Origin of the sequence: Lentzea alba, assembly GCF_011067745.1 — a bacterium.
Lineage (GTDB): Bacteria > Actinomycetota > Actinomycetes > Mycobacteriales > Pseudonocardiaceae > Lentzea > Lentzea alba.
Window position 1 is genome coordinate 119,946 of sequence record NZ_JAAMPJ010000020.1, and the last position, 20,930, is coordinate 140,875.

Annotated in this window: 25 protein-coding genes; 16 read left to right on the top strand and 9 right to left on the bottom strand. The window is 69.0% G+C overall.

Going from position 1 to position 20,930, the window contains the following annotated elements; all coding sequences use genetic code 11:
- Positions 1–22: 22 nt before the first annotated feature.
- Positions 23–976: an alpha/beta fold hydrolase gene (locus tag G7043_RS45695; RefSeq protein ID WP_313888418.1), complete on the bottom strand. Its 954-nt coding sequence runs from the start codon at positions 974–976 to the stop codon at positions 23–25.
- Between the two features lie 126 nt (positions 977–1,102).
- Between G7043_RS45695 and G7043_RS45700 the strand changes: the two genes are divergently transcribed.
- Entirely contained in the window at positions 1,103–1,732 is a 630-nt protein-coding gene (locus G7043_RS45700) for a TetR/AcrR family transcriptional regulator (protein WP_166055701.1), read from the top strand.
- A gap of 57 nt (positions 1,733–1,789) precedes the next feature.
- On the opposite strand, the gene G7043_RS45705 is transcribed toward G7043_RS45700, so the two are convergent.
- Both G7043_RS45705 and G7043_RS45710 read right to left on the bottom strand, forming a co-directional pair.
- Positions 1,790–2,569 carry an alpha/beta fold hydrolase gene (locus G7043_RS45705; RefSeq protein WP_166055703.1) on the bottom strand — a complete coding sequence of 260 codons (780 nt, stop codon included), beginning with the start codon at positions 2,567–2,569 and terminating at the stop codon, positions 1,790–1,792.
- Positions 2,542–3,429: an AurF N-oxygenase family protein gene (locus G7043_RS45710; RefSeq protein WP_166055705.1), complete on the bottom strand. Its 888-nt coding sequence runs from the start codon at positions 3,427–3,429 to the stop codon at positions 2,542–2,544. The genes G7043_RS45705 and G7043_RS45710 overlap by 28 nt, the downstream gene beginning before the upstream one ends.
- 61 nt (positions 3,430–3,490) lie before the next feature.
- On the opposite strand from G7043_RS45710, the gene G7043_RS45715 reads away from it, so the two are divergent.
- Both G7043_RS45715 and G7043_RS45720 read left to right on the top strand, forming a co-directional pair.
- Positions 3,491–4,174 carry a TetR/AcrR family transcriptional regulator gene (locus G7043_RS45715; protein WP_166055707.1) on the top strand — a complete coding sequence of 228 codons (684 nt, stop codon included), beginning with the start codon at positions 3,491–3,493 and terminating at the stop codon, positions 4,172–4,174.
- Positions 4,175–4,477 carry a DUF4873 domain-containing protein gene (locus G7043_RS45720; protein ID WP_166055709.1) on the top strand — a complete coding sequence of 101 codons (303 nt, stop codon included), beginning with the start codon at positions 4,175–4,177 and terminating at the stop codon, positions 4,475–4,477. It abuts the gene before it with no gap.
- A gap of 63 nt (positions 4,478–4,540) precedes the next feature.
- Here the strand turns inward: G7043_RS45720 and G7043_RS45725 are convergent, their stop codons facing one another.
- Both G7043_RS45725 and G7043_RS45730 read right to left on the bottom strand, forming a co-directional pair.
- On the bottom strand, positions 4,541–4,765 hold the full coding sequence (locus G7043_RS45725; protein ID WP_030474076.1) for a DUF3107 domain-containing protein: 225 nt from the start codon (positions 4,763–4,765) through the stop codon (positions 4,541–4,543).
- A gap of 41 nt (positions 4,766–4,806) precedes the next feature.
- On the bottom strand, positions 4,807–5,448 hold the full coding sequence (locus G7043_RS45730) for a ferritin-like fold-containing protein (protein ID WP_166055711.1): 642 nt from the start codon (positions 5,446–5,448) through the stop codon (positions 4,807–4,809).
- A 169-nt stretch (positions 5,449–5,617) separates the two neighbouring features.
- On the opposite strand from G7043_RS45730, the gene G7043_RS45735 reads away from it, so the two are divergent.
- Genes G7043_RS45735 through G7043_RS45745 form a run of 3 tightly spaced genes read left to right on the top strand, consistent with a single transcriptional unit; the run spans position 5,618 to position 9,493 of the window.
- On the top strand, positions 5,618–7,264 hold the full coding sequence (locus tag G7043_RS45735) for a DEAD/DEAH box helicase (protein WP_166055713.1): 1,647 nt from the start codon (positions 5,618–5,620) through the stop codon (positions 7,262–7,264).
- A gap of 5 nt (positions 7,265–7,269) precedes the next feature.
- Positions 7,270–8,607 carry an Rv3212 family protein gene (locus tag G7043_RS45740; protein WP_207312603.1) on the top strand — a complete coding sequence of 446 codons (1,338 nt, stop codon included), beginning with the start codon at positions 7,270–7,272 and terminating at the stop codon, positions 8,605–8,607.
- A gap of 7 nt (positions 8,608–8,614) precedes the next feature.
- Positions 8,615–9,493: an alpha/beta fold hydrolase gene (locus tag G7043_RS45745; RefSeq protein ID WP_166055715.1), complete on the top strand. Its 879-nt coding sequence runs from the start codon at positions 8,615–8,617 to the stop codon at positions 9,491–9,493.
- A 33-nt stretch (positions 9,494–9,526) separates the two neighbouring features.
- Here the strand turns inward: G7043_RS45745 and G7043_RS45750 are convergent, their stop codons facing one another.
- From G7043_RS45750 to G7043_RS45760, 3 genes are all read right to left on the bottom strand, one after another.
- Positions 9,527–9,958 (bottom strand): hypothetical protein, encoded by a 432-nt coding sequence (locus G7043_RS45750; RefSeq protein ID WP_166055717.1) that lies wholly within the window; start codon positions 9,956–9,958, stop codon positions 9,527–9,529.
- Entirely contained in the window at positions 9,955–11,262 is a 1,308-nt protein-coding gene (locus tag G7043_RS50275; protein WP_166055719.1) for an O-antigen ligase family protein, read from the bottom strand. Before G7043_RS50275 ends, G7043_RS45750 begins: the two co-directional genes overlap by 4 nt.
- A 98-nt stretch (positions 11,263–11,360) precedes the next feature.
- Positions 11,361–11,969: a prepilin peptidase gene (locus G7043_RS45760; protein WP_166055722.1), complete on the bottom strand. Its 609-nt coding sequence runs from the start codon at positions 11,967–11,969 to the stop codon at positions 11,361–11,363.
- Positions 11,970–12,178: 209 nt separating this feature from the next.
- Here G7043_RS45760 and G7043_RS45765 point away from each other — a divergent pair, with 209 nt between their 5' ends.
- From G7043_RS45765 to G7043_RS45810, 10 genes are all read left to right on the top strand, one after another.
- A complete protein-coding gene (locus tag G7043_RS45765) occupies positions 12,179–12,370 on the top strand; it encodes a Flp family type IVb pilin (RefSeq protein WP_166055724.1) in 192 nt (63 codons plus the stop codon).
- A complete protein-coding gene (locus G7043_RS49115) occupies positions 12,367–12,525 on the top strand; it encodes a Flp family type IVb pilin (protein WP_166055725.1) in 159 nt (52 codons plus the stop codon). Before G7043_RS45765 ends, G7043_RS49115 begins: the two co-directional genes overlap by 4 nt.
- 65 nt (positions 12,526–12,590) lie before the next feature.
- Entirely contained in the window at positions 12,591–12,983 is a 393-nt protein-coding gene (locus G7043_RS45775) for a TadE/TadG family type IV pilus assembly protein (protein ID WP_166055727.1), read from the top strand.
- A complete protein-coding gene (locus G7043_RS45780) occupies positions 12,971–14,053 on the top strand; it encodes a TadE/TadG family type IV pilus assembly protein (RefSeq protein WP_207312604.1) in 1,083 nt (360 codons plus the stop codon). Before G7043_RS45775 ends, G7043_RS45780 begins: the two co-directional genes overlap by 13 nt.
- Before the next feature lie 15 nt (positions 14,054–14,068).
- The gene (gene cpaB, locus G7043_RS45785) at positions 14,069–14,818 is read left to right on the top strand and encodes a Flp pilus assembly protein CpaB (RefSeq protein ID WP_166055729.1); all 750 of its coding nucleotides are present in this window, start codon (positions 14,069–14,071) and stop codon (positions 14,816–14,818) included.
- Between the two features lie 8 nt (positions 14,819–14,826).
- Complete coding sequence (locus tag G7043_RS45790; protein WP_166055732.1) at positions 14,827–15,981, top strand: AAA family ATPase; 1,155 nt, start codon at positions 14,827–14,829, stop codon at positions 15,979–15,981.
- On the top strand, positions 15,978–17,330 hold the full coding sequence (locus G7043_RS45795; protein WP_166055734.1) for a CpaF family protein: 1,353 nt from the start codon (positions 15,978–15,980) through the stop codon (positions 17,328–17,330). The genes G7043_RS45790 and G7043_RS45795 overlap by 4 nt, the downstream gene beginning before the upstream one ends.
- Positions 17,327–18,946: a VWA domain-containing protein gene (locus G7043_RS45800; protein WP_166055736.1), complete on the top strand. Its 1,620-nt coding sequence runs from the start codon at positions 17,327–17,329 to the stop codon at positions 18,944–18,946. The genes G7043_RS45795 and G7043_RS45800 overlap by 4 nt, the downstream gene beginning before the upstream one ends.
- Position 18,947: 1 nt before the next feature.
- The gene (locus G7043_RS45805) at positions 18,948–19,832 is read left to right on the top strand and encodes a type II secretion system F family protein (protein WP_166055738.1); all 885 of its coding nucleotides are present in this window, start codon (positions 18,948–18,950) and stop codon (positions 19,830–19,832) included.
- A gap of 109 nt (positions 19,833–19,941) precedes the next feature.
- Positions 19,942–20,586 carry a response regulator transcription factor gene (locus G7043_RS45810; RefSeq protein WP_166055740.1) on the top strand — a complete coding sequence of 215 codons (645 nt, stop codon included), beginning with the start codon at positions 19,942–19,944 and terminating at the stop codon, positions 20,584–20,586.
- On the opposite strand, the gene G7043_RS45815 is transcribed toward G7043_RS45810, so the two are convergent.
- Positions 20,583–20,885, bottom strand: a complete 303-nt coding sequence (locus tag G7043_RS45815) for a hypothetical protein (protein ID WP_207312605.1) — start codon at positions 20,883–20,885, stop codon at positions 20,583–20,585. The two genes, G7043_RS45810 and G7043_RS45815, sit on opposite strands and share 4 nt — an antisense overlap.
- Positions 20,886–20,930 lie beyond the last annotated feature (45 nt).

Here is a 20,930-nt window from a genome sequence, read left to right on the forward strand (position 1 = left end):
CCCCCTGTATGGCCGTTGTTCGTCACCATGTGTGTCGGTCGACCGCCTCCCACATGCCCAGCACGGCCCTCGCCACGGTGGTGGGCCGTTCCATCTGGGCGACGTGGCCGGTGCGTGGCAGCACGAGCAGTCGTCCCCTGGGCAGCAGCCTGGCCGTCCGAGGTCCCTTCTGCACGCTGACCAGCCGGTCGTGCTCGCCCCACAGCACCAGCGTGGGGGCCTTGACCTGCGGCAACAGCCGCCAGAGCGACTTCGGTCCCGGCGTGAACCAGCTCTGCATCAGCCCGAACGTGCTGCGGTTGAGCGCCTGCCCCGCCCACTGCTGCCGGGCGCGCTCCTCGTTCTCCTTGATCGACTCCTCGATGCGGTGGTCGGGCACCACGCTCGGGTCGGCGAAGCACAGATCGAGCATCTGCCTGGTGCGCTCGTGCGCGCTCAGCTTGGCGAGTTCCCTGCGGACCTTCGACCCGATGATCGGCAGGACCGCGAGCGCCATCCGCGGGTCCGACATGCGGTCGAGCCGCGGCCGCAGGTCGGGGACGGCCGGGCTCACGAGTGTGAGCGTCTTCACCAGTTCCGGCCTGGTCGCGGCGATGATGACCGAGATCGCGCCGCCCATCGAGTTGCCGAACAGGTGCACGGGCTCGTTCAGCGTCTCCAGGTACTTGATCACCGTGCGGGCGTGCGTGGCGAGGCTGAAGTCATAGCCGGGGATCGGCTCCGAACGCCCGAAGCCGGGCAGGTCGAGCGAATAGCCGCGGACGTGCTCCCGCAGCTGGGCCGCGAGATCCGTCCAGTTCGTCGCGGACCCGCCGAGCCCGTGCACGTAGACCGCCGGCGGTCCGTCGCCGGGCGTGACCCTGACGTGCACCTCGTGGTCGTCGACCTGGTGGAACTCACCTGGCCACGGCGTCTGCGACTTGTCCAGCGGCGGCAGCGCGACGGTGGACAGCGGGGCGGGGATCAGCGTGCTCACCAGACCAGGATGCGGGAAAGAAGCTCCAGATGGTTCCCGGATGTGGGCTACCAGCGAGTAAGGTTGCGCTCACGCCTCGGTCAGGCAACCCCTCTCCGACGGCCGATCACTCGTGCTGGAGGCACCATGACGGAGACGGCGCAGAGCGTACCCGCAGGCAGGGGCGTTCGACTGCCGCGCACCGCCCGCCGCGCGCAACTGCTGGCAGCGGCACAGGACGTGTTCGTCGCCAACGGCTACCACGCCGCGGCGATGGACGAGATCGCCGAGCGCGCGGGCGTGTCCAAGCCGGTGCTGTACCAGCACTTCCCGGGCAAGCTGGAGCTGTACATGGCCCTGCTCGAGTCCCATGTGGACGAGCTGGTCGGCCGTGTGCGCACCGCCATCGCCTCCTCCACGGACAACAAGCTGCGCGTGCGCGCCGCCGTGGCCGCCTTCTACGACTTCGTCGACGGCGAGGGCCAGGCCTTCCGCATGGTCTTCGAGTCCGACCTGCGCTCCGAGCCGTCCGTGCAGTCCGCCGTCGAGCGCGCCACGACGGACTCCGTCGACGCGATCACCGACACCATCACCGCGGACGCCGGCCTCGACCCGGAGCGCGCCCGCCTGCTGGCCGTCGGCCTCGTCGGCCTGTCCCAGGTCACCGCGCGCTCCTGGCTGGCCGACAACCGCCGAGTCCCCAAAGAAGACGCCGTAGCCCTGATTTCCAACCTCGCGTGGCGAGGCATCGGCGGCGGCTTCCCCCTCCAACACTGAGATTGATGAGGGGAGCTTTCATAAACCTGAGGTTTATGAAAGCTCCCCTCATCAACATCACATCAGGGCGGCTATTCGGCGGGCCACGTCCTCGGAGCGTTCGAGGGGCAGCATGTGGCCGGTTTTCGGGTAGATGACGAACTCGGCGCTGGGGAGCGCGTCCGCCAGCACTCGTGCGTGCCGCATCGGTGTGAGCAGGTCCCACGATCCGGCCATCACCACGGTCGGGATGTCGGACAGGACCGCCAAAGCCTCACGCCGCTGGTGCAGGGTGAGTTCCTCGCGGAGCCCGACGAACGCCGCACCGGTCGTGTTGCCCGCCATCGCCGCCGCGGCCCGCACGTCGGACCAGCGCGGACGACGGCCGAACGTGACCCGCAGGCCAGGCGTGATCAACCGGCCGAACCCGATCTTCGGCCGCTTGCCCAGCCACTTCCCCGCGAGCCGCTCCACCCCGCTCAGCCGGGGCAGGTTCCCGCACGACGTGGCCACGAGCGCCACCCCCGACACACGTGAGAACAACTCGGGGCGCTGCTCGGCCAGCGCCATGATCGTCATGCCGCCCAGCGAGTGCCCGGCCAGCACGATCCGCCCGGTCGGGACGCGTTCCTCCAGCACCGCCGCCAGGTCGTCGGCGAGCTCGGAGATCGTCCCGGCACCGGTGGAGTTCCCGTGGCCGCGCACGTCGTAGCGGACCACCCGGCCCGGCAGAGCCGCGGTGACGCGATCCCACGTCGTGAGGTCCATCGTCCAGCCGTGCAGCAGGACCGCGGTCACGTCGGAGGTCGCCTCCCCCGACTCGACGACGTTCAGCCCATCAAGAACGAACGACGCCATGAGCGCATCCCCGGCTTTCCGACGAGTCCGGCCTCATTTAGGAACGACATGATCCGTTCCCCCGACCAGCGAATGGTCTCCTGGAAGCGAGGATTGCGCAGTGCCTGCCGGTGTGCCTCGCGCACGTCCAGGCCGACGGCGGCGTACACGGCTGGGTTGATGATCGTCCGCGTGATCATCATCGACACGTACCCGACCAGCCACTTCTGGTACGGCAGCTCGTAGGCCTTCAGCTCGCCCATCCCGCGCAGCAGCTCCTCACGCGCGAACCGCACGTGCCTGGCCTCCTCCAGCACGTGGATGCGGTTCACCATCCGCACGATCGGCTGGACCGTCTCGTCGTTCATCGCCTCGCGCTGCAGCCGGTCGAGGATCTCCTCGGCGACCAGGATCGAGCCGTACATCGCGGGGCCGTACCCGATGGTCGGCAGCAACTTGCCCAGCCGGTGGGTCGCCCGCACCGGCCCGTAGGGCGGGCAGCCGATCCGTTCGACCAGGCGCGCGAACATCGTCGAGTGCCGGCACTCGTCGGCCACCTCGGTCAGCGCGTACTGGGCGTGCCGCGAGGTCGGGTCGGTGTTGTAGACGACCTTGACCAGCATCTGCATGAGCAGCAGCTCGAACCACAGGCCCACCGAGGCGATGGACGCGAGCTCGTGCTTGGACAGCTCGATGCGCTGCTCGTGGGTCAGAGAGTCGTAGAGCGGAGTTCCGTACAAGGAGATCCGCTGTTCAGGGATGTAGAAGAGACCGTCCACCAGAGGTGCGGACCAGTCGATGTCCACCTCGGGGTCGTAGAACTTCTCCGCGGACGACTTCAGCAGCCTCTCCGCCGTCTTCTCCCGATCGGCGACCCTCATCGGTTGCCCTCCCCGGTAAGTGTTACTTGAGGTAACGGTTACTTCTGGTAGCGTGCGTCACATGGCACGCACTGTCAAGGGGCCGGACGCGCGACGCGAACGCTGGAAGGGCCATCGCGAACAGCGCAGGGCGGAGTTCGTGGAGGCCACGATCGCCGCCGTGGCCAAGAAGGGCCCGGACGTCGGCATGGAGGACGTGGCCGCGGAGGCCGGCGTCAGCAAGCCCGTGCTGTACCGGCACTTCACCGACAAGTCCGACCTCTACCTGGCGGTGGGGCAGAAGGCCACCGAACTGCTGATGGACCGGATGGGTCCCGCGCTGGCCGCGGACGGCCCGATCCGCGACCGCATCAAGGGGATCGTGGACGCCTACCTGTCCGTGATCGAGGACAACCCGAACCTGTACCGGTTCGTGGTGAAGGGGTCCTTTGTGGACCGCCCGGTCGAGAAGGACGTCGTCGCCGAGGACAAGAACCTCATCGCGACCACGCTGGCCCGCATCCTCGGCGACTACCTGCGCGCGTTCGAGATGGACTCCGGCGGCGCCGAGCCGTGGGCGCACGCACTCGTCGGCATGGTGCAGAACGCGGGCGACTGGTGGCTCGACCGCCAGACCATGTCCCGCGAGAACCTCAGCGACTACCTCGCCACGCTCATCTGGCACGCCGTCGACGGGCTGCTGCGCTCGGCCGGTGTCCAGGCCGACCCGGCGAAGCCACTCACCCCACTCCGATTGGTGGACTAGATGAGCGAGCACGACGAAGAGGGCTACAGCGGCTCAGCGACCCTTGTTTTCGGCAAGGACGAGGTAGCGGTGACGGTCGATCTGCGCGGCTACTTCCAGCCGATCGACGGCCGCTACCACTGGTACGGCCGGATCAAGCAGAACGACGAGGTCACCACCCGTGTGGAGGCCGGCGCCCGCACCGCTCTGCTGCGCACCCCCACCGGCGAAGCCGAGGGCATGCTCACCGATCCCGACCCGTGGGGCCGCTACCGCATCGGCGGCATCTCCACCCCGCCCTACAAGATCCAAGAACCCGCCTGACAAACCATGGGGGGCACATTCATGGACGTGAGGTCCATGAATGTGCCCCCCATGGTGAACGACTCAGGCGCCGAACCCGACCTTGCGCGAGTCCTGCGGGCCGATCTCCACGTACGCGACGCGGCCAGCGGGCACGACGAAACGCGCACCCTTGGCGTCCACCAGCGACAGCACGCTGGACTTGCCGGACACCGCGTCCGCCACCAGAGCCTCAACGTCTGACGGGTTGAGCTCACTGGTCACGACGAGTTCCCGCGGGCTGTCCGCGACGCCGATCCTGACCTCCACGCTGACCTCCGTGCTCAAAGAGAAACTGATCCTGAGCCTACCTAGCCCAGGCCCAGCTGCGTCATGCGCCGCGCGTGCGACTGCTGAAGCCGGCGGAACAGCTGACCGATCCCGGCGAGGTCTCCCGAGCCCCGCACGATGAGCTCGGAGAGGCCGTCCCGCTCCGCCACCACGTACTGGGCCTGCGTCAACGCCTCGCCGAGCAGCCGCCGGCCCCACAGCGCGAGCCGGTCGCGCACCCGTGGATCCGACTCGACGGCGGCCAGGACTTCGCGCTCAGCGAACGCCGAGTGACCCGTGTCGGCGAGCACGGCGAGCACCAGGTCGCGCGTCGGCTCGTCCAGCCACTCCGCCACCTCGCGGTAGAAGTCGGCGGCCAGACCGTCGCCCACGTAGGCCTTCACCAGCGACTCGAGCCACGACTTCGGGCTCGTCGACTCGTGGAACGCGTCGAAGCCCTTCACGAACGGCGCCATCGCGTCCTCGACGGTGATCCCCTCCGCCGCGAGGTGCTTCTGCAACAGCGTGAAGTGACCGATCTCCGCGGCGGCCATCTGCGCCAACGCCGCGCGCCCGGCCAATGTCGGCGCCGAACGCGAGTCCTCCGTCATCCGGTCGAAGGCCGAGAGCTCGCCATATGCAAGCGCTCCCAGAAGATCGACAACACCCTCCGCAACACCCATGAGAACGAAGCCTAGTGGTCAAATGGTTCCTGCCAGGTAGAATGGCAGCGGACGCCCGGCGTGACGAGTGTGACGAACCGCCGTGAGGCGCACGAAATGGTGCGCGTACACCTTTCCCGCAGCTGATCTCCAAGCGCGGTCGAGAGGCCCGGCCAGGGCTCGTACGCGCTTGGTACGAGAGAGGCTGATCACCCTGACCGCTGAAGTAGAAGCACATCTGGACCCGGTCCTGCTGGAGCACAGCGAGACCGGAGTCCCCGAAGAAGACCCCTCGCACCCGCTGCTGGCGGATGCCCCGGTGGACACCGACTCCCCCACGTTCGCCGAGCTGGGAGTGCGTGACGAGATCGTCAAGGCGCTCGGAGAAGCCGGCATCGTCCGCACGTTCGCCATCCAGGAGCTGACGCTCCCCATCGCGCTGTCCGGCGACGACCTGATCGGTCAGGCCCGCACCGGCACCGGCAAGACCCTCGGGTTCGGCGTGCCGCTGCTGCACCGCCTCGACACGCCCGGCGACGGCACGCCGCAGGCACTTGTGGTCGTCCCCACCCGTGAGCTGTGTCTCCAGGTCGCGCACGACCTCACCGACGCGTCGAAGCACCTGGGTGTGAAGGTCGTCGCCATCTACGGCGGCATCCCGTACGAGCGCCAGATCTCGCAGCTCCGCAAGGGCGTCGACGTCGTCGTCGGCACGCCCGGCCGCCTGCTCGACCTGGCCGAACAGCGCCACCTGGTGCTCGGCAAGGTCCGCGCGCTGGTGCTGGACGAGGCCGACGAGATGCTCGACCTCGGCTTCCTGCCCGACATCGAGCGCATCCTCAACATGGTCCCCGACCAGCGTCAGACGATGCTGTTCAGCGCGACCATGCCGGGCCCGATCATCACGCTGGCCCGCACGTTCCTGAACCAGCCGACGCACATCCGCGCCGAGGAGAACGACGCCGGCCAGACGCACGAGCGCACCAAGCAGTTCGTCTACCGGGCGCACTCCATGGACAAGCCGGAGATGCTGGCCCGCGTGCTGCAGGCCCGTGACCGCGGCCTGTCGATGATCTTCGCGCGGACCAAGCGGACCGCGCAGAAGATCGCCGACGACCTGACCGAGCGCGGGTTCGCCGCGGCCGCCGTGCACGGTGACCTGGGCCAGGGCGCGCGGGAGAAGGCGCTGCGGGCGTTCCGCAGCGGCAAGGTCGACGTGCTCGTGGCCACGGACGTCGCGGCGCGCGGTATCGACATCGACGACGTGACGCACGTCATCAACTACCAGTGCCCCGAGGACGAGAAGACCTACGTGCACCGCATCGGCCGCACGGGCCGGGCCGGGCGCGAGGGTGTCGCCGTCACGTTCGTCGACTGGGACGAGACGACGCGCTGGCAGTCCGTCAACGAGCTGCTCAACCTCGGCCAGCCGGAGCCGATGGAGACCTACTCCACCTCGGACCACCTGTTCGAGGACCTGGGCATCCCGTCCGGCTCCACCGGCAGGCTGCCGCTCAGCCACCGCACGCGGGCCGGTCTGGACGCGGAGGTCGAGGAGAAGCTGGACCGCAAGGCGCCGCGCAAGCGTCGTCGCAGCGGCAGCCGTTCGGGCGCGGCGGGCGAGCAGACGGCCCCCGAGGCCGGCGAGGAGACCCCGACCAGGCCGAAGCGCAACCGCAGCCGCACCCGCAGCCGTGGTGGCGTGCCGGTGGAAGGTGCCGAGGTCAAGGCCGAGGCTCCCGCCGCGGAGGCGTCGGATCAGCCCTCGTCGGACAAGCCCCGCAGGCGTCGGCGTCGCCGAACCTCTGCCGAACAGGCCGCTCCTTCGGCAGACTGATCACCATGTCGTCCACCGGTTCCGACGTCACCGACATCGAGGACGTCCTCGACGAGCCCGCGACCCCGTTCGCACCCGAGCCCGTCGAGGAACGTCCGCCCGCCCGGTCGTGGCGCACCCGCGCCGACTACGTCGCGGTCGCGCTGATCGCCGTCGTCTCGGTCGTCGCGGCCGTGCTGACCTGGGCGTTCAGCGATGCTCGGGCCACGACGTCGGTCACCGGGCCGTCGTCGTGGGACCAGCTGCCCGAGGTGGTCGCACTGCCTCCGACGCTGTCGGAGGTGTGGCGAGCACGCAGCGGCGCGTCGCTGTCGCCGGTGGTCGTGCAGACCCCGGTGAAGGAAACGGGCGAGGAGAAGCCGTCGACGGTCGTCACCGGCGACGGCGGCGAGGTCAACGGCCGCGACCCGCTGACCGGTGACGTCCGGTGGACGTACGAGCGCGACCTGCCGCTGTGCACGGTGAGCACGGGCTGGGGCCGCGCGATGGCCCTGTACTCCAAGGGCACGAACTGCTCGGAGCTCACCTCGCTCGACGGCATCACCGGCGAGCGCAAGGCGCAGCGCAACGGCGACGCGGAACCGGGCACGGCGCTGCTCAACGAGGGCTCGCACCTGATCACGACCGGGTCGAAGTTCGTCGAGGTCTACCGGCGCGACGACCTGGTGCGTTCGCTGGAGTACGGCGGCCTGCGCGCGATCGTGAACCCGAACAAGCAGCCGCGGGTCGGCTGCACGTACGGCTCGGTGGCCGTCACGTCCGGCCGGTTCGCGATGGTCGAACGCTGCCCGGAAGACTCCTTCGACCGCGTCTCGGTGCTCAAGCCGAACCCGGACAAGTCCGACGAGCCGAAGGTGTTCACGAGCCTGCTGACCGGCGGCAAGAACGCCCAGGTCGTCGCCGTGACGGACAAGCTCGTCGCGGTGGCGATGCCGAACCCGAGCCGGCTGGTCGTGTTCGACGTCGAAAGCGGCAACCAGATCAGCGACGTGCCGATCGACGTGCCCGCCGCGGACTTCGTCGACCCGCCGAGCCACGTGTCGCGCGGGTTCGCGACCAAGACGAACGTCTTCTGGTTCACCGGTTCCAAGACGATCGCCCTGTCGCTGGAAAATCTCACTCCACTGTGGACCGCCGACGGCACGCTGGGCGCCGGTACGACGCTCGCGGGCCGCGCGGTCATCCCGGTGAAGGAGGGCCTGCGGGTGTACGAGCAGGCCACGGGGGCGGTCGTGGGCACGATCCGGGTGGGCCGTGAGGGCTACACCGGCCCTGTGCAACTCGCCACAGCCGGTCCCGTCGTGCTCGAGCAGCGTGGCGAAACCCTGGTCGCGCTGCGATAGTTCCCTCGTGTACTCGCAGCTCAGCCCGAACCGGGCACAACGTGTCGACCTGCCGGGCCGTTACGGCACGATCGCGGCGCTGCGGGCGCCCGCGGTGGGCGACGACGCGTTGCGCACGACAGCGCTGCTCGTGCCGGGCTACACGGGCTCCAAAGAGGACTTCGCGCCGATCATCGACCCGATCGCGGACGCCGGTTTCGAGGTCCTCGCGCTCGACCTGCCGGGCCAGCAGGACTCGCCCGGCCCCGACGACGAGGCGCTGTACCGCCCCGGCCCGCTGGGTTCGGTGCTCGCCGAGCTGATCGGCAAGATCGCCGCCGACGGCCGCCGCGTGCTGCTGCTGGGCCACTCCTACGGCGGTCTGGTGGCGCGGGCGGCGGTGTTCGCGGGTGCCCCGATCGCGGGCCTCACGCTGATGTCGTCCGGCCCGTCCGAGCTGCCCACCGGCGAACGGCGCACGGTGCTGGACGTCGGCGAGCACGTGCTGGCCGAGCAGGGCGTCGAGGGCATCCAGAAGCTGAACGAACTGCGGTCCTCGCAGAACCCGGCGTGGGTCGCGCTGCCGCAAGAGCTGAAAGACTTCTACCGCAACAGGTTCCTGGCCTCACCGGCCGCGGCGATGCTCGGCATGGGCAACGGCCTGCGCTACGAACCGGACCAGGTGGCCAAGCTGTCCCGCACGCTGCGGTCGTCCGGCATCCCGTGCCTCGTGGTGTGCGGTGACGCGGACGACGCGTGGAGCCCAGCCGCCCAGCGTGACATGGCTGAGCGGCTGGACGCGGACTTCGCCGTGCTGCCCGGCGTGATGCACTCGCCGAACACCGAGTCACCGCACGACCTCGTGGCCACCTTGCTGCCTACTTGGCGGGCCTGGCTGTCTTCCTGATCTTTCCTGCCAGAAAACAACCAGGCCTCAAGTTCACGAGACGATCGTGATCTCGCGCTCGTCCTTCGCGGTGCCGACCATGGGGACGCCCATGGACGCCTGCGCGTACGCGATGCCCTTGCGGAACGCGTTGTCGCGCGCCGCCAAGGTCACCGTGACGGACTTGGACTCACCGGTGCAGTCGACGTTGACATCGGCGCTGCCCCAGGCGATGCGTCCCCCAGCAACGGCCTCGGTGACCTGCAGGTTCAGGCCACCCGAGTAGCCCGCCGGGCAGGCGTAGGTGACCTTGACCTTGAGCACGGCACCCAAGGTCTCGGTCTTCGCAGGCGACTCGACCTGCAAGGCCAGGTTCGACGGCGACTGAGTGCTCACCTGCGCCATGACCGGCGAGACGGACGCCAGGAGCGCGCCTCCCGCGACGGCGACGACGGCCAGCGTCTTCCCCCCAAATGACTTGTTCATTCTGTTCCCCCCATCAAACTTCCGTCCCTTGTGGACGGAAACCCCAGACCGGCGCAGAGGCCGGCGACCACGAGCACGACGGGCAGGTGCCACAGGAAGTCGAAACCGCTGTGCACCAGCACGACGACGACCGCGGCCATCGCCCCCGCCCACAACGACGTTCCGCGCCCTCGCCACATGGCGATCAGCACGGCGGCCACCACCCCCAGCGCCAGCAACAGCCCGACTGCCCCCAGCTCGACGAGCACTTGTAGGTACTCGTTGTGGACATAACGCATGACACGGGTACCTGCGTTGCCCCAGTTGAAGAAAAAAGATCCGTTTCCTGGCCCGACCCCGAACAGGGGTGCCTTCGCGACCAGGTCGAGTGCGGCTTCGGTGGCCCCGGCGCGGTCCGGTGAGCTGAACGAGACCCGCGTGGCCAGCCGGTCCGAGAACGCCCACGCCGCCACCGCCCCACCTGCGGCGACCAGCACCGCGACCGGCACCACGAACCGTCCCAGCCTGGGCAGTCCCAGCGCCACCAGGGCGCCCAGGACCAGCCCGGTGACCGCGATCAACGCCTGCGGCTCGTCGGCCACCCGCATGGTCGGCAGCAGCGCGCCGACCGCGACCACGGCCCCGAGCAGCGGCGGGGTGGCGGCCACGACGGTCTTCTTGAAGCCGGAGAACACGCACAGCACCAGCAACCCGGCCGCCAGCGCGATCACGCCCGCGCGGCTCATCGTGGCGCCGATCCCGGTGCACAGCAGGAAAGCCATCACCGACATGAGCAACGACGGCCGCAGGACCAGCGCGAGCATCGCGGCGGCGGCCATCACGGCGGCGGCCGCGTTCGGGTAGGTCAGTGTCGACGCTGCCCGCAGCAGGCCCTCGGCGACCGTCGTCCAGGACGGGATCCGGAACACCACGGCGACCCAGCCGGTGAACCCGATCAGCGCCCCGACGCCGACGACCACCGTGGCGAGCAGTTCGCGTTCCGCGGAATCAGCCTGTGCCGCAACGAGTACCGCGCCGACGAACACACCGGCGGCGGCCGCGGCCGGAACCGCCGAGAGCACGTCACCTTCGAGCAGCCCGCGCACGACGGCCCACAACGCGAACGCCCCGCCGAAGACCGCGAGCAGGTTCGGCCGCGGGCGGGCGAGCGCGACCGCCATCCCGACCAGCAGCCCGGACAACACCCGGCCCGGCAGGTAGTACCCGCCCTGCGCGACGACGGCGGCCGCGAACGCCGCGACCACCAGCAACACCGGAACCGGCAACGCGACCGATTCTCGGCGCGCGCCAACGAGATCCCCCACAGCCATCGACTTCCCCCAGTGCTCACATCCGCCTCCCCAAGCGGATTGAGAGCACACTGTAGGTGGCGGAACGGCCAGGCGGGAAGGGTGAATCGGCCTCAGCTCAGCAACACCGCGGTGAACGCGCCGAGCAGCATGAACGGCCCGAACGGCAGCGTGCTCTTGAGCGTGACCTTCCGCAGGAGCAACAGGATCAGCGACACGACGGCCGACAGGACGAACGCGAGCGCGGCGCCGAGCAGCAGCACCGGCCAGCCGAGCCAGGCCAGCGCCATCCCGATCACACCGGACAGCTTCACGTCGCCGTAGCCCATTCCCGCGGGGTTCACGAACTCCAGCACGCGGTAGATGAACGCCAGCAGCAGCCCGCCGAGCACCGCGCGGCCGAGCGCGCCGATCGTGCCGCCGGTCAGCGCGGCGACGGTCAGCAGGATCAGCACCGCCGGGTACGCGGGCAGCGTCAGCACGTCCGGCAGCCTCCGCACGGCCGTGTCGATGAACGCGAGTGCGACCCCAACGGCGCCCAGGCACGCGAACGCGAGGACCTCCACCGAGCCGGCGAACTTGATCGCGAGGACCGCCAGCACCGCGGCCGACACGAGCGGCAACGCGATGCCGGTGCGCGTGAACCGGTTGACGAGCTCGCGCAGCGCGACACCGGAGGCGAGCCCGCCCACCGCGCCGCCGACGGCCCAGAGAAGAGTCATGTGATCGACGGTAGGTCGCTCGGGTGTACAACGGAACGTGACGACAGCAGGTCTGACCGACAGGTCGACAGCGTGTCGGCCGATCGGCCGACATTGTCCCCCGACCTGCGTGTTCGTTACACCTCTTCGCCCGATACCGAACAAAGTTCGTCGTCACGCAGAGTTGCGGTGTCCGAAGCCGGAATCCACATTTTCCTCAGGAGACCGTCATGCTCACGTTCCTCAGCTACGTGCAGACGTTCCTCAACCACATCAAGCGCGAGAACGACGACCGCGGCGCCACAGCCGTCGAGTACGGCCTGATGGTCGCCCTCATCGCGATCGTCATCATCGCCGGCGTCACGCTGGTCGGCACCAACCTGCTCGCGCTGTTCAACGAGATCGCGGCTGAACTCACGTGACCACCCGTCGGCGTGACGTTGACCGCGGTGCCACGGCCGTCGAGTACGGCCTGATGCTGGCGTTGATCGTCGTCGCGGCGATGGTGGCCATCACGGCCGTCGGCACCAACATGGCCGCGATGTTCGACTTCCTCGCCGACGTCATCGACGGCTGAACGTCTCCTGTCCCGCGCGGCCGGCGATCCCCTCCGCCGGCCGCGCACCTTTCTCTGGAGCGGTCATGACCAAGAAAGTTCGCGATCGCGGCGCGACCGCTGTCGAAGTCGCCCTCCTGATGCCGATCCTGCTGGTCCTGGTGATGGGCATCGTCGACTTCGGGCTCGCGTTGCGCGCCCAGATCACCATCACCCAGGCAGCACGGGAAGGCGTTCGCGTCGCCGCGTTGAAGCAGACCGGCGCCGCCACCCGTGCGGAAACGGCGGCCAGCGGACTCGACATCGGCGTCGCGGTCGACGCCTGCCCGTCCGGTACGGGCGGCGACGCCACGGTGACGGTCACTCACACGTTCAACTTCGTCACGCCCGTGGGCGGCCTCGCCGGCCTGCTCGGCGGCGGTGGCTTCGGTTCCCCGATCTCGTTGGACGCCAAGGGAGTCATGCCATGCGAAGGCTGAAAGGTGATGACCGCGGCGCACTGGGCGTGCTCATCGCCATCCTGCTCGGTTTCGGCGTCCTGCTCGGCATGGGCGCGATCGTCATCGACGTAGGCTTCATCTACCAGGAGCGCGCCGAGCTGCAGAACGGCGCCGACGCGGGTGCGCTCGCCGTCGCCCGCGGCTGCGCCACCGGTGCGTCGACCTGCCTGGTGAACAAGGCGAACTACTACGCCAACCACAACGCCAAGGACGGCGTGTCCACAGTGGACAAGGTCTGCGGGTTCGACGGAGACGGTGTGCTGTCCTCCTGCCCCGCCCCCACGGGCAAGATCACCGACTGCCCGGCCAAGCCGTCCTCCGGCACCAAGTACGTGGACGTGCACACCTCGACGCAGACCGCCGGCGGAGATACGTTGCTGCCGCCGTCGTTCGCCCGCGCCTTGGCGGGTAACGCTTCCTACGAGGGTTCCCGGGTCCTGGCCTGTGCTCGCGCCGCGTGGGGACCTCCGAAGAGCGCGACCACCATCGCCTTCACGATCTCGTGGTGCGAGTGGTCGCAGGCCACGGCGGACGGCTCCGCGTTCGGCCCGACCCCTCCAGCCACCCCGCCGCTGTCGGTGCACCGGGTGCTCAAGCTGCACACGACCAGCGGTACGGGATGCCCGAGCGGACCCTCCGGTTCCGACGGCCCCGGCGAGTTCGGCTGGGTCGACGAGTCCGACAGCGACTGCTCCGTGCTGATCAACAACAACACGTACAGCTCGGACACCGGCGCCTCGGCCGGCAACGACTGCAAGACGGCACTGGCGAGCGTGTACGCCTCACGCAAGGCCGTCTACCTCCCGATCTACAACAAGGTCACCGGCACCGGCACCGGCGGCACGTACACGCTGGCCGGCTTCGCGGGCTTCGTGGTCACCGGTTACTGGTTGCCCGGCGCCTCGCAGAAGGACTGGCTGACGAACAAGAACGAGTGCAAGGGCTCGGAGAAGTGCATCGCGGGCTACTTCGTCGAAGGTCTCATGCCCAGCACCGGCCCGATCGGCGGCACCGATCTCGGCCTTCACATCGTCCAGCTCACCGGCTGAATCCCAGGAGTAGTCATGAAGAACCGCGCATTCATCATCATCCTGGCGGTGTTGCTGGCCGTCTGCGGCAGCGCCGGGGTGTTCCTCTACGTCCGCAGTGCCGACTCCCGCGCGATCGCGGGCCAGCAGGCCGTCACCGTGCTCGTGGCCAAGGAACGCATCCCCGCCGGCACCACCGCCGAAGAGGTGATGAAGCTCGTGGACGAACAGCAGATGCCCAAGAGCACCGTGCCCGAGAACGTCATGTCCGAACTGGACACCGCGATCGCCGACCTGGTCACGTCGTCGGAGATCGCCGAGGGCCAGCTGGTCACGAAGACGTTGTTCACCGAGCAGGCCTCACTCGCCAAGGGCATCTCCATCCCCGACGGGATGATCGCGGTGACCGTGCCGACCGAGGCCTGGCAACGGGCCGGCGGGCTCATCCAGAAGGGTTCGAAGGTGGCGGTCTTCGACACGTTCACCGTGATGGACGGCCACGGCAACACCCCGGCCGGTGACGGGCTTTCCAAGCAGTACGAACGCAACCAGTCCACCCGCCTGCTGCTGACCGGCCTCGAGGTGCTCTCGGTCGTCGACGAGAAGAAGGCGGCCGAGGACGGTGACGTCGGCAAGGCGATCGTCACGGTCGCGGTGAAGCAGGCGGACGCGGAGAAGCTCATCCACGGTCAGCAGACCGGCACGCTCTACTTCGCGCTGCTCGGCGGCAAGTCCGAGATCACGCCCGGCAACGGCGTCGACAACCGCTCCCTGTTCGGAAACTGAGGCGCGCCATGACGATCCTGTGCGAACCGGCCGCCCGCGCCGGACAGCTCTCCCCCGCCCTGGGCGGTGACGTCCAGATCGCCGGCACGCTGGCCGACGCCCGCCGGATGCTCGCCGCCGATCCCGTCGAGTCGCTGGTCGTCGTCGGCGCGGCCATCGATCTGAACGAGGCGCTCGCCTTCGCCGAGGCGATGCGGGTCGAACGCCCCGCGATCGGCGTGGTGCTGCTGCGCGAGGTGCTGGACGTCGTCGTGCTGACGCAGGCACTGCGCGCAGGTGTTCGTGAGGTTGTCGCGCGGGACGACCTCTCGTCCCTGGCCGATGCCTGTGCTCGATCGCGGGCGTTGTCCGCGCAGGTGACCGGAGTCCCCCAGCCCCGGACCGACGAGCGCAGGCACGGCCAGGTGATCACCGTGTTCGCCGCGAAGGGCGGGTGCGGCAAGACGACGCTCGCGGTGAACCTCGCCGCGGTGCTCGCGGCCGGAGGTGAGCGGTCGGTCTGCCTGGTGGACCTCGACCTCGCGTTCGGCGACGTCGGCATCTGCCTGCGGGCCGAGCCTGCCCGCACGATCGTGCACGGGCTCGGGATGCTCGGTCACGTCGACGCCACGGGCGCGTCGTCGCTGCTCACGGCGTGCCGACCGGGATTGAGCGCGCTGCTCGCGCCGGTCGAACCCGGTGATGCGGAACGGATTCCGGCCTCGCTCGTCACCGAGCTGCTGGAGGTGCTGCCGACGATGTTCGACTTCGTCGTGGTCGACACGCCGTCGGCGTTCAGCGAGCACGTGCTGGCGGCGATGGACGCCTCGCACCACCACGTCCTGCTGACCACCCCGGACGTGCCGGCGTTGAAGAACCTGCGCGTGACGCTCGACATGCTGGACCTGCTGTCCTACGCGCACGACATCCGCTCGGTCGTGCTGAACCGGTCCGACGCGAAGGTCGGCCTGACGATGGACGACATCGACCGCGTCGTGCGCAGCGACATCCGCGCGCACGTGCCGTCCAGCCGCGACGTGCCGATCTCGGTGAACAAGGGCAACCCGATCGTGCTGGACCTGCCGAAGCACCCGGTGAGCGAGGCGATCTCGCGGTTCGCCCGTGAACACGTGCTCGCCGAACCCGTGGTCGCGGCCAAGACCTCGAAGAGGTGGTTCCGATGAGCCTGGCCAATCGCATCGCCGCGCAACGGGAATCCGGCTCGCCGACCCCTCAGCCGCGCCGGCACGCCCGCTCCGCGGACCCGTTCGCCGAGGTCAAGCGCAGCGTGCACGCGGGCCTGCTGGACCTGTTGGGCCCCAAGCTCTACGACGCGCACCTCGACCAGCGCGAGCTGGAAACCCGCGTGCGCCAGACGTTGCAGGCGGTGCTGGAACGCGACGAGACGCCGCTGACCAGTGCCGACCGCGCCCGCATCGCGACGGAGGTGCTGGACGAGATCCTCGGCCACGGACCGCTGGAGCCCTACCTGCGCGACCCGAGCATCTCCGAGATCATGGTCAACGGGTTCGACCAGGTCTACGTGGAACGTGCCGGGCGCCTCGAACCGGTGCCCGTGGCGTTCGCCGACGAGTCGCACCTGCGCCGCACCATTGACAAGATCGTCGCCAAGGTCGGCCGCCGGGTCGACGAGGCGTCCCCGATGGTCGACGCGCGCCTGCCCGACGGCAGCCGCGTCAACGCCGTCGTGCCGCCGATCGCGCTGGACGGTTCGGTGCTGACGATCCGCAAGTTCGCCGCCGACCCGTTCACCGTCGACGACCTGGTCGGGTTCGGCACTTTGACGCCCGCGACCGCGTACCTGCTGCAGTGCTGCGTGCACGGGCGGATGAACATCCTGATCGGCGGCGGTACCGGCTCCGGCAAGACGACGTCGTTGAACGTGCTGTCGTCGTTCGTGCCGGCCGACGAACGCATCGTCACCATCGAGGACGCGGCAGAGCTCCAGCTGCGCCAGGACCACGTGCTGCGCCTGGAAGCCCGCCCGCCGAACGTCGAGTCACGCGGCGAAGTGGCCGTGCGGGACCTCGTGCGCAACGCACTGCGCATGCGGCCCGACCGGATCATCGTCGGCGAGGTCCGCGACGGCGCGGCCCTGGACATGTTGCAGGCCATGAACACCGGCCACGACGGGTCGATCACCACCGTCCACTCGAACTCGCCGCGCGACTCGTTGTCCCGCCTGGAAACCATGGTGCTGATGGCGGGCGTGGACCTGCCGGCGCGGGCGATCCGCGAGCAGATGGCGTCCGCGATCGACCTGATCGTGCACCAGTCCCGGTTGAAGGACGGCACGCGGCGGATCACCCACATCACCGAGGTCATCGGGATGGAGGGCGAGATCGTGACGCTGCAGGACATCTTCCAGTTCGACTTCCACGCCGGCGTCGACGAGCGCGGCTTCTACCGCGGTCAGCTGCAGTCGACCGGGTTGCGGCCGCATTTCGTGGAACGGCTGAAGGACCGTGGGATCGAAGTTCCACCACATCTGTTCGGGGGAGGTCTGCGATGAGGCGAGTGCTCGCCGGGTTCCTGATCGGCGCGGTGCTGACCTTCGTGTTCAGCGCTTTCGCCGTTGCCGCACCATCTCGCGGTGTGGTGGTGCTGCTCGACACCTCCGGCTCGATGGCGCCGGACCGGATCGTCGTCGCACGGCAGGCGATCGTCACCTACGTGTCGAGCCTGCCCGCGGACGTGCAGGTCGGTCTGGTCGCGTTCTCGTCGCAGCCCTCACTGGTGCTCGCGCCGACCACCGACCGCAACGCCGTGGCCGGTGCGCTGAACCAGTTGCAGGCCAAGGGTGACACGTCGTTGTTCGACGCCGTGCCGGTCGGGCTGTCCGCTCTGCAGGGCATCACCGAACGACGCATGGTGATCGTGTCCGACGGCGAGGACACCGTCTCCAAGTCCACTGTGGACGCTGCCGTCACCGCGGTCGCCGCTGCCGGCGTGCCCACGGACGTGATCGGTTTCCAGTACAGCGACCAGGCGTTGAGCCGCATCGCCGCGGCCGCCGGCGGACGTCTGCTGACCGCCTCCGACGCAGGTGCGCTGGCCGCCGCCTTCGCCGCACTGACCGTGCCTTCGACAGTGCCACCTCCACCCACCGCCGTCGCAACACCGGAGCCCGCACCGGCGCCGGCACCGATCGCCGTCCCCACACCGACTCCGGGGCAGAACTGGCTGGCCGGGGCGTTGATCGTCGGCACGTTCCTCGTGGTGTTCTTCTTCGTGGTGATGTTGCTGACGCCGCGCCGTTCCACCACGGGCCGCAAGCTCGAACGGCACCTGGAACACTACGGCGCGCAGGAACCCGTTGCGCAGGAAGAAAGCCAGGCCGCGCAGACCGCCGTGGTGTGGACCCGCCGGGTGATGAGCGACGTCACCGCGGAACGCCTCGCGGACCGGCTCGACCTGGCCGGGATCAAGGCGAGCGCGGCGGAGTGGACGCTGCTGCGGATCTGCGCGTCAGTCGGTCTCGCCGCCCTGTTCACCCTCGTCACGACCTGGTGGATCGGCATCCCGCTGGGCGTTCTGGGCGGCTGGCTGCTGACCGCGCTGGCGGTGCGGGTGCGCACCTCGAAGCGCCGTGCCGCGTTCGCCGACCAGCTCCCGGACGTGCTGCAACTGATCGCCAGCTCGCTGCGCTCCGGCTTCTCGCTGGCCCAGTCGATCGACGCCGTGGTGCGTGAGGACACCCAGCCCACCGCGGGCGAGTTCTCCCGAGCACTGGCCGCAACCCGCATCGGCGCCGAACTGGAGGACGCCCTCGACCGGGTGGCCCTCCGCATGCGCAGCGCCGACCTCTCGTGGGTGGTGATGGCGGTCCGCATCCAGCGCCAGGTCGGCGGCAACCTCGCCGAGGTCCTGATGAACACCGTCGCCACCATGCGCGACCGCTCCCAGACCCGCCGGCACGTCCGTGCGCTGTCGGCGGAGGGCCGTCTGTCGGCCTACGTCCTGGTGGGTCTGCCGATCTTCCTGGCCGGCTTCCTGTTCTGGTTCCGCGCGGAGTACATGCGGCTGCTCTACACCACGCTGGTCGGCATCGTGATGCTCGCGTGCGCCGCCGTGCTGGTCGTCCTCGGCTCCCTGTGGATGCGCAAACTCGTGCGCGTGGAGGTGTGACATGGTGCTGTACCTGGGGCTCGCCTGCCTTCTGCTCGCCCTCTCCTTGACCGTGGTCGCCGTGGTGACCAAACCACGCGCAACCGCCGCCGGCTCCCTGGCCCTGATCGAAACGAGCTACTCGGCCGCCGTCGTCACCAAAACCGACGTCGCCGCCTCCCCGAGCTGGCTGCGCTCCATCGCCCTGCGCCTGTCCCCCGCAGGCGTGGCCCAGCACCTGCAACACCGCCTGGACCTGGCCGGCAACCCGCCGACCTGGACCCCGGACCGCGTGCTGGCCGCCAAGGGCCTCGGCCTGCTGCTCGGCGGCGCCCTGGGCGCTCTGCTAGGCGTCCGCTCAGTCGGCTTCCTGATCACCGGCCTGGTCCTGGGCGCGGTCTTCGGCTTCTTCCTCCCCGACCTCCTGCTCCTCAACGCGGGCCAAAAACGCCAAACGCACATCCGCCGAGCCCTCCCGGACGCCCTGGACATGCTCACCGTGTGCGTGGAAGCAGGCCTGGGCTTCGACGCCGCCCTGGCCCAGGTGGCCCGCAACACCAACGGCCCGCTGGCCCAGGAGTGCGCCCGCGTCCTGCAGGAGATGCAGATCGGCAAGTCCCGCAACGAGGCCCTGAGGGCCCTGACCTACCGCACCACCGTGGCCGAGCTCCGCGCGTTCGTCTCAGCCCTGGCCCAAGCAGGCGAACTGGGCGTCCCCATCGCCTCAGTGCTCCGCGAACAGGCCCGCGAAATGCGCCTCCGCCGCCGCCAGCGAGCAGAGGAACAGGCCCAGAAGGTCCCGGTAAAAATCCTGTTCCCGCTGATAGCGTGCCTGTTCCCGGCCATGTTCGTGATCATCATCGGCCCAGGCGCGATCAGCATCGCCAAGGTCCTGCTGAACCTCTGATGACCCTGCGTAACAAGGTCCAACGACCCTATTAGTCCCTTTGGTGTAACCAACTGAGACATCCGGAACGACATGCGGGTTGAACCTTCAGATCGAGAGGGGACAGCTCATGGCGATCCGAGTTGTCGTAGTCGACGGACACACGCTCACCCGCTTCGGCCTGACGACGCTCGCCGCCGCGCACCCCGACCTGGAGGTGGTCGCGGAGGCCAAAACAGCAGCCGAAGCCCCCGACATAATCGCCGCCACCAGCCCAAACGTGGTCACCGTGGCCGTAGGCCTCCCCGACGCCGACGGCCTGAAACTGGCCCGCGACCTCCGCGACCGCTACCCAACCCTGGGCATAGTGGTCCTGACCGCCCAAGGCGAGGACGACGTCCTCTTCAGAGCCCTGGAAACCGGCGCCTCGGCCTTCGTGGGCAAAACCGCCCCGGTAGAAGAAATCATCTGCGCCATCCGCCACGCGGCAGTAGCAGCCTCGTCCTTCACCGCCGCAGGCCTGGCCCTGGCCATGGCCCGCCGCCAGTCCACCACCGCCCGCCTGGCCCTGAGCCCAAGAGAACGCGAAGTACTGGCCCTGCTACGCGAAGGCGTCTCAATCCCAGCCATCGCCCGAACCCTGTACGTGTCCCCGTCGACGGCCAAGACCTACGTCTCACGCCTCTACGAAAAGCTGGGCGCGTCCAACCGCTCCCAAGCCCTGATGGCAGCCCTGCGCAACGGCCTGATCAGAAGCGACGCGGCAACCGCCTAAGCCCACCAAAAGGTCCACAAGGTGGCCCCGGCAACCGCCAACACCCCGAGCGAAGCCACCGGAGCCCGCCAGTCGGCATACCGGTCAGCCACGATCTGCCCAGCAACCACCACCAGGGCAGCCACAACGTGCGCAACCACCGACAACGTGCCAGGCCCAGGCAAATCACGAGAGTTCGCGTAAAACTGGACGCCGATGTTCCCCAACGCGAGCAGCACCAAGCCCACCGCGAGCACACCACTCACAGCGCGCAGGATTCCAAAGGTCCGCGACGGCCGCTTAGCTGCTTCCACGTCCACCCAAACCACCCTACGGGTCCAGCAGAACAGCCGATGCAAGGGTCA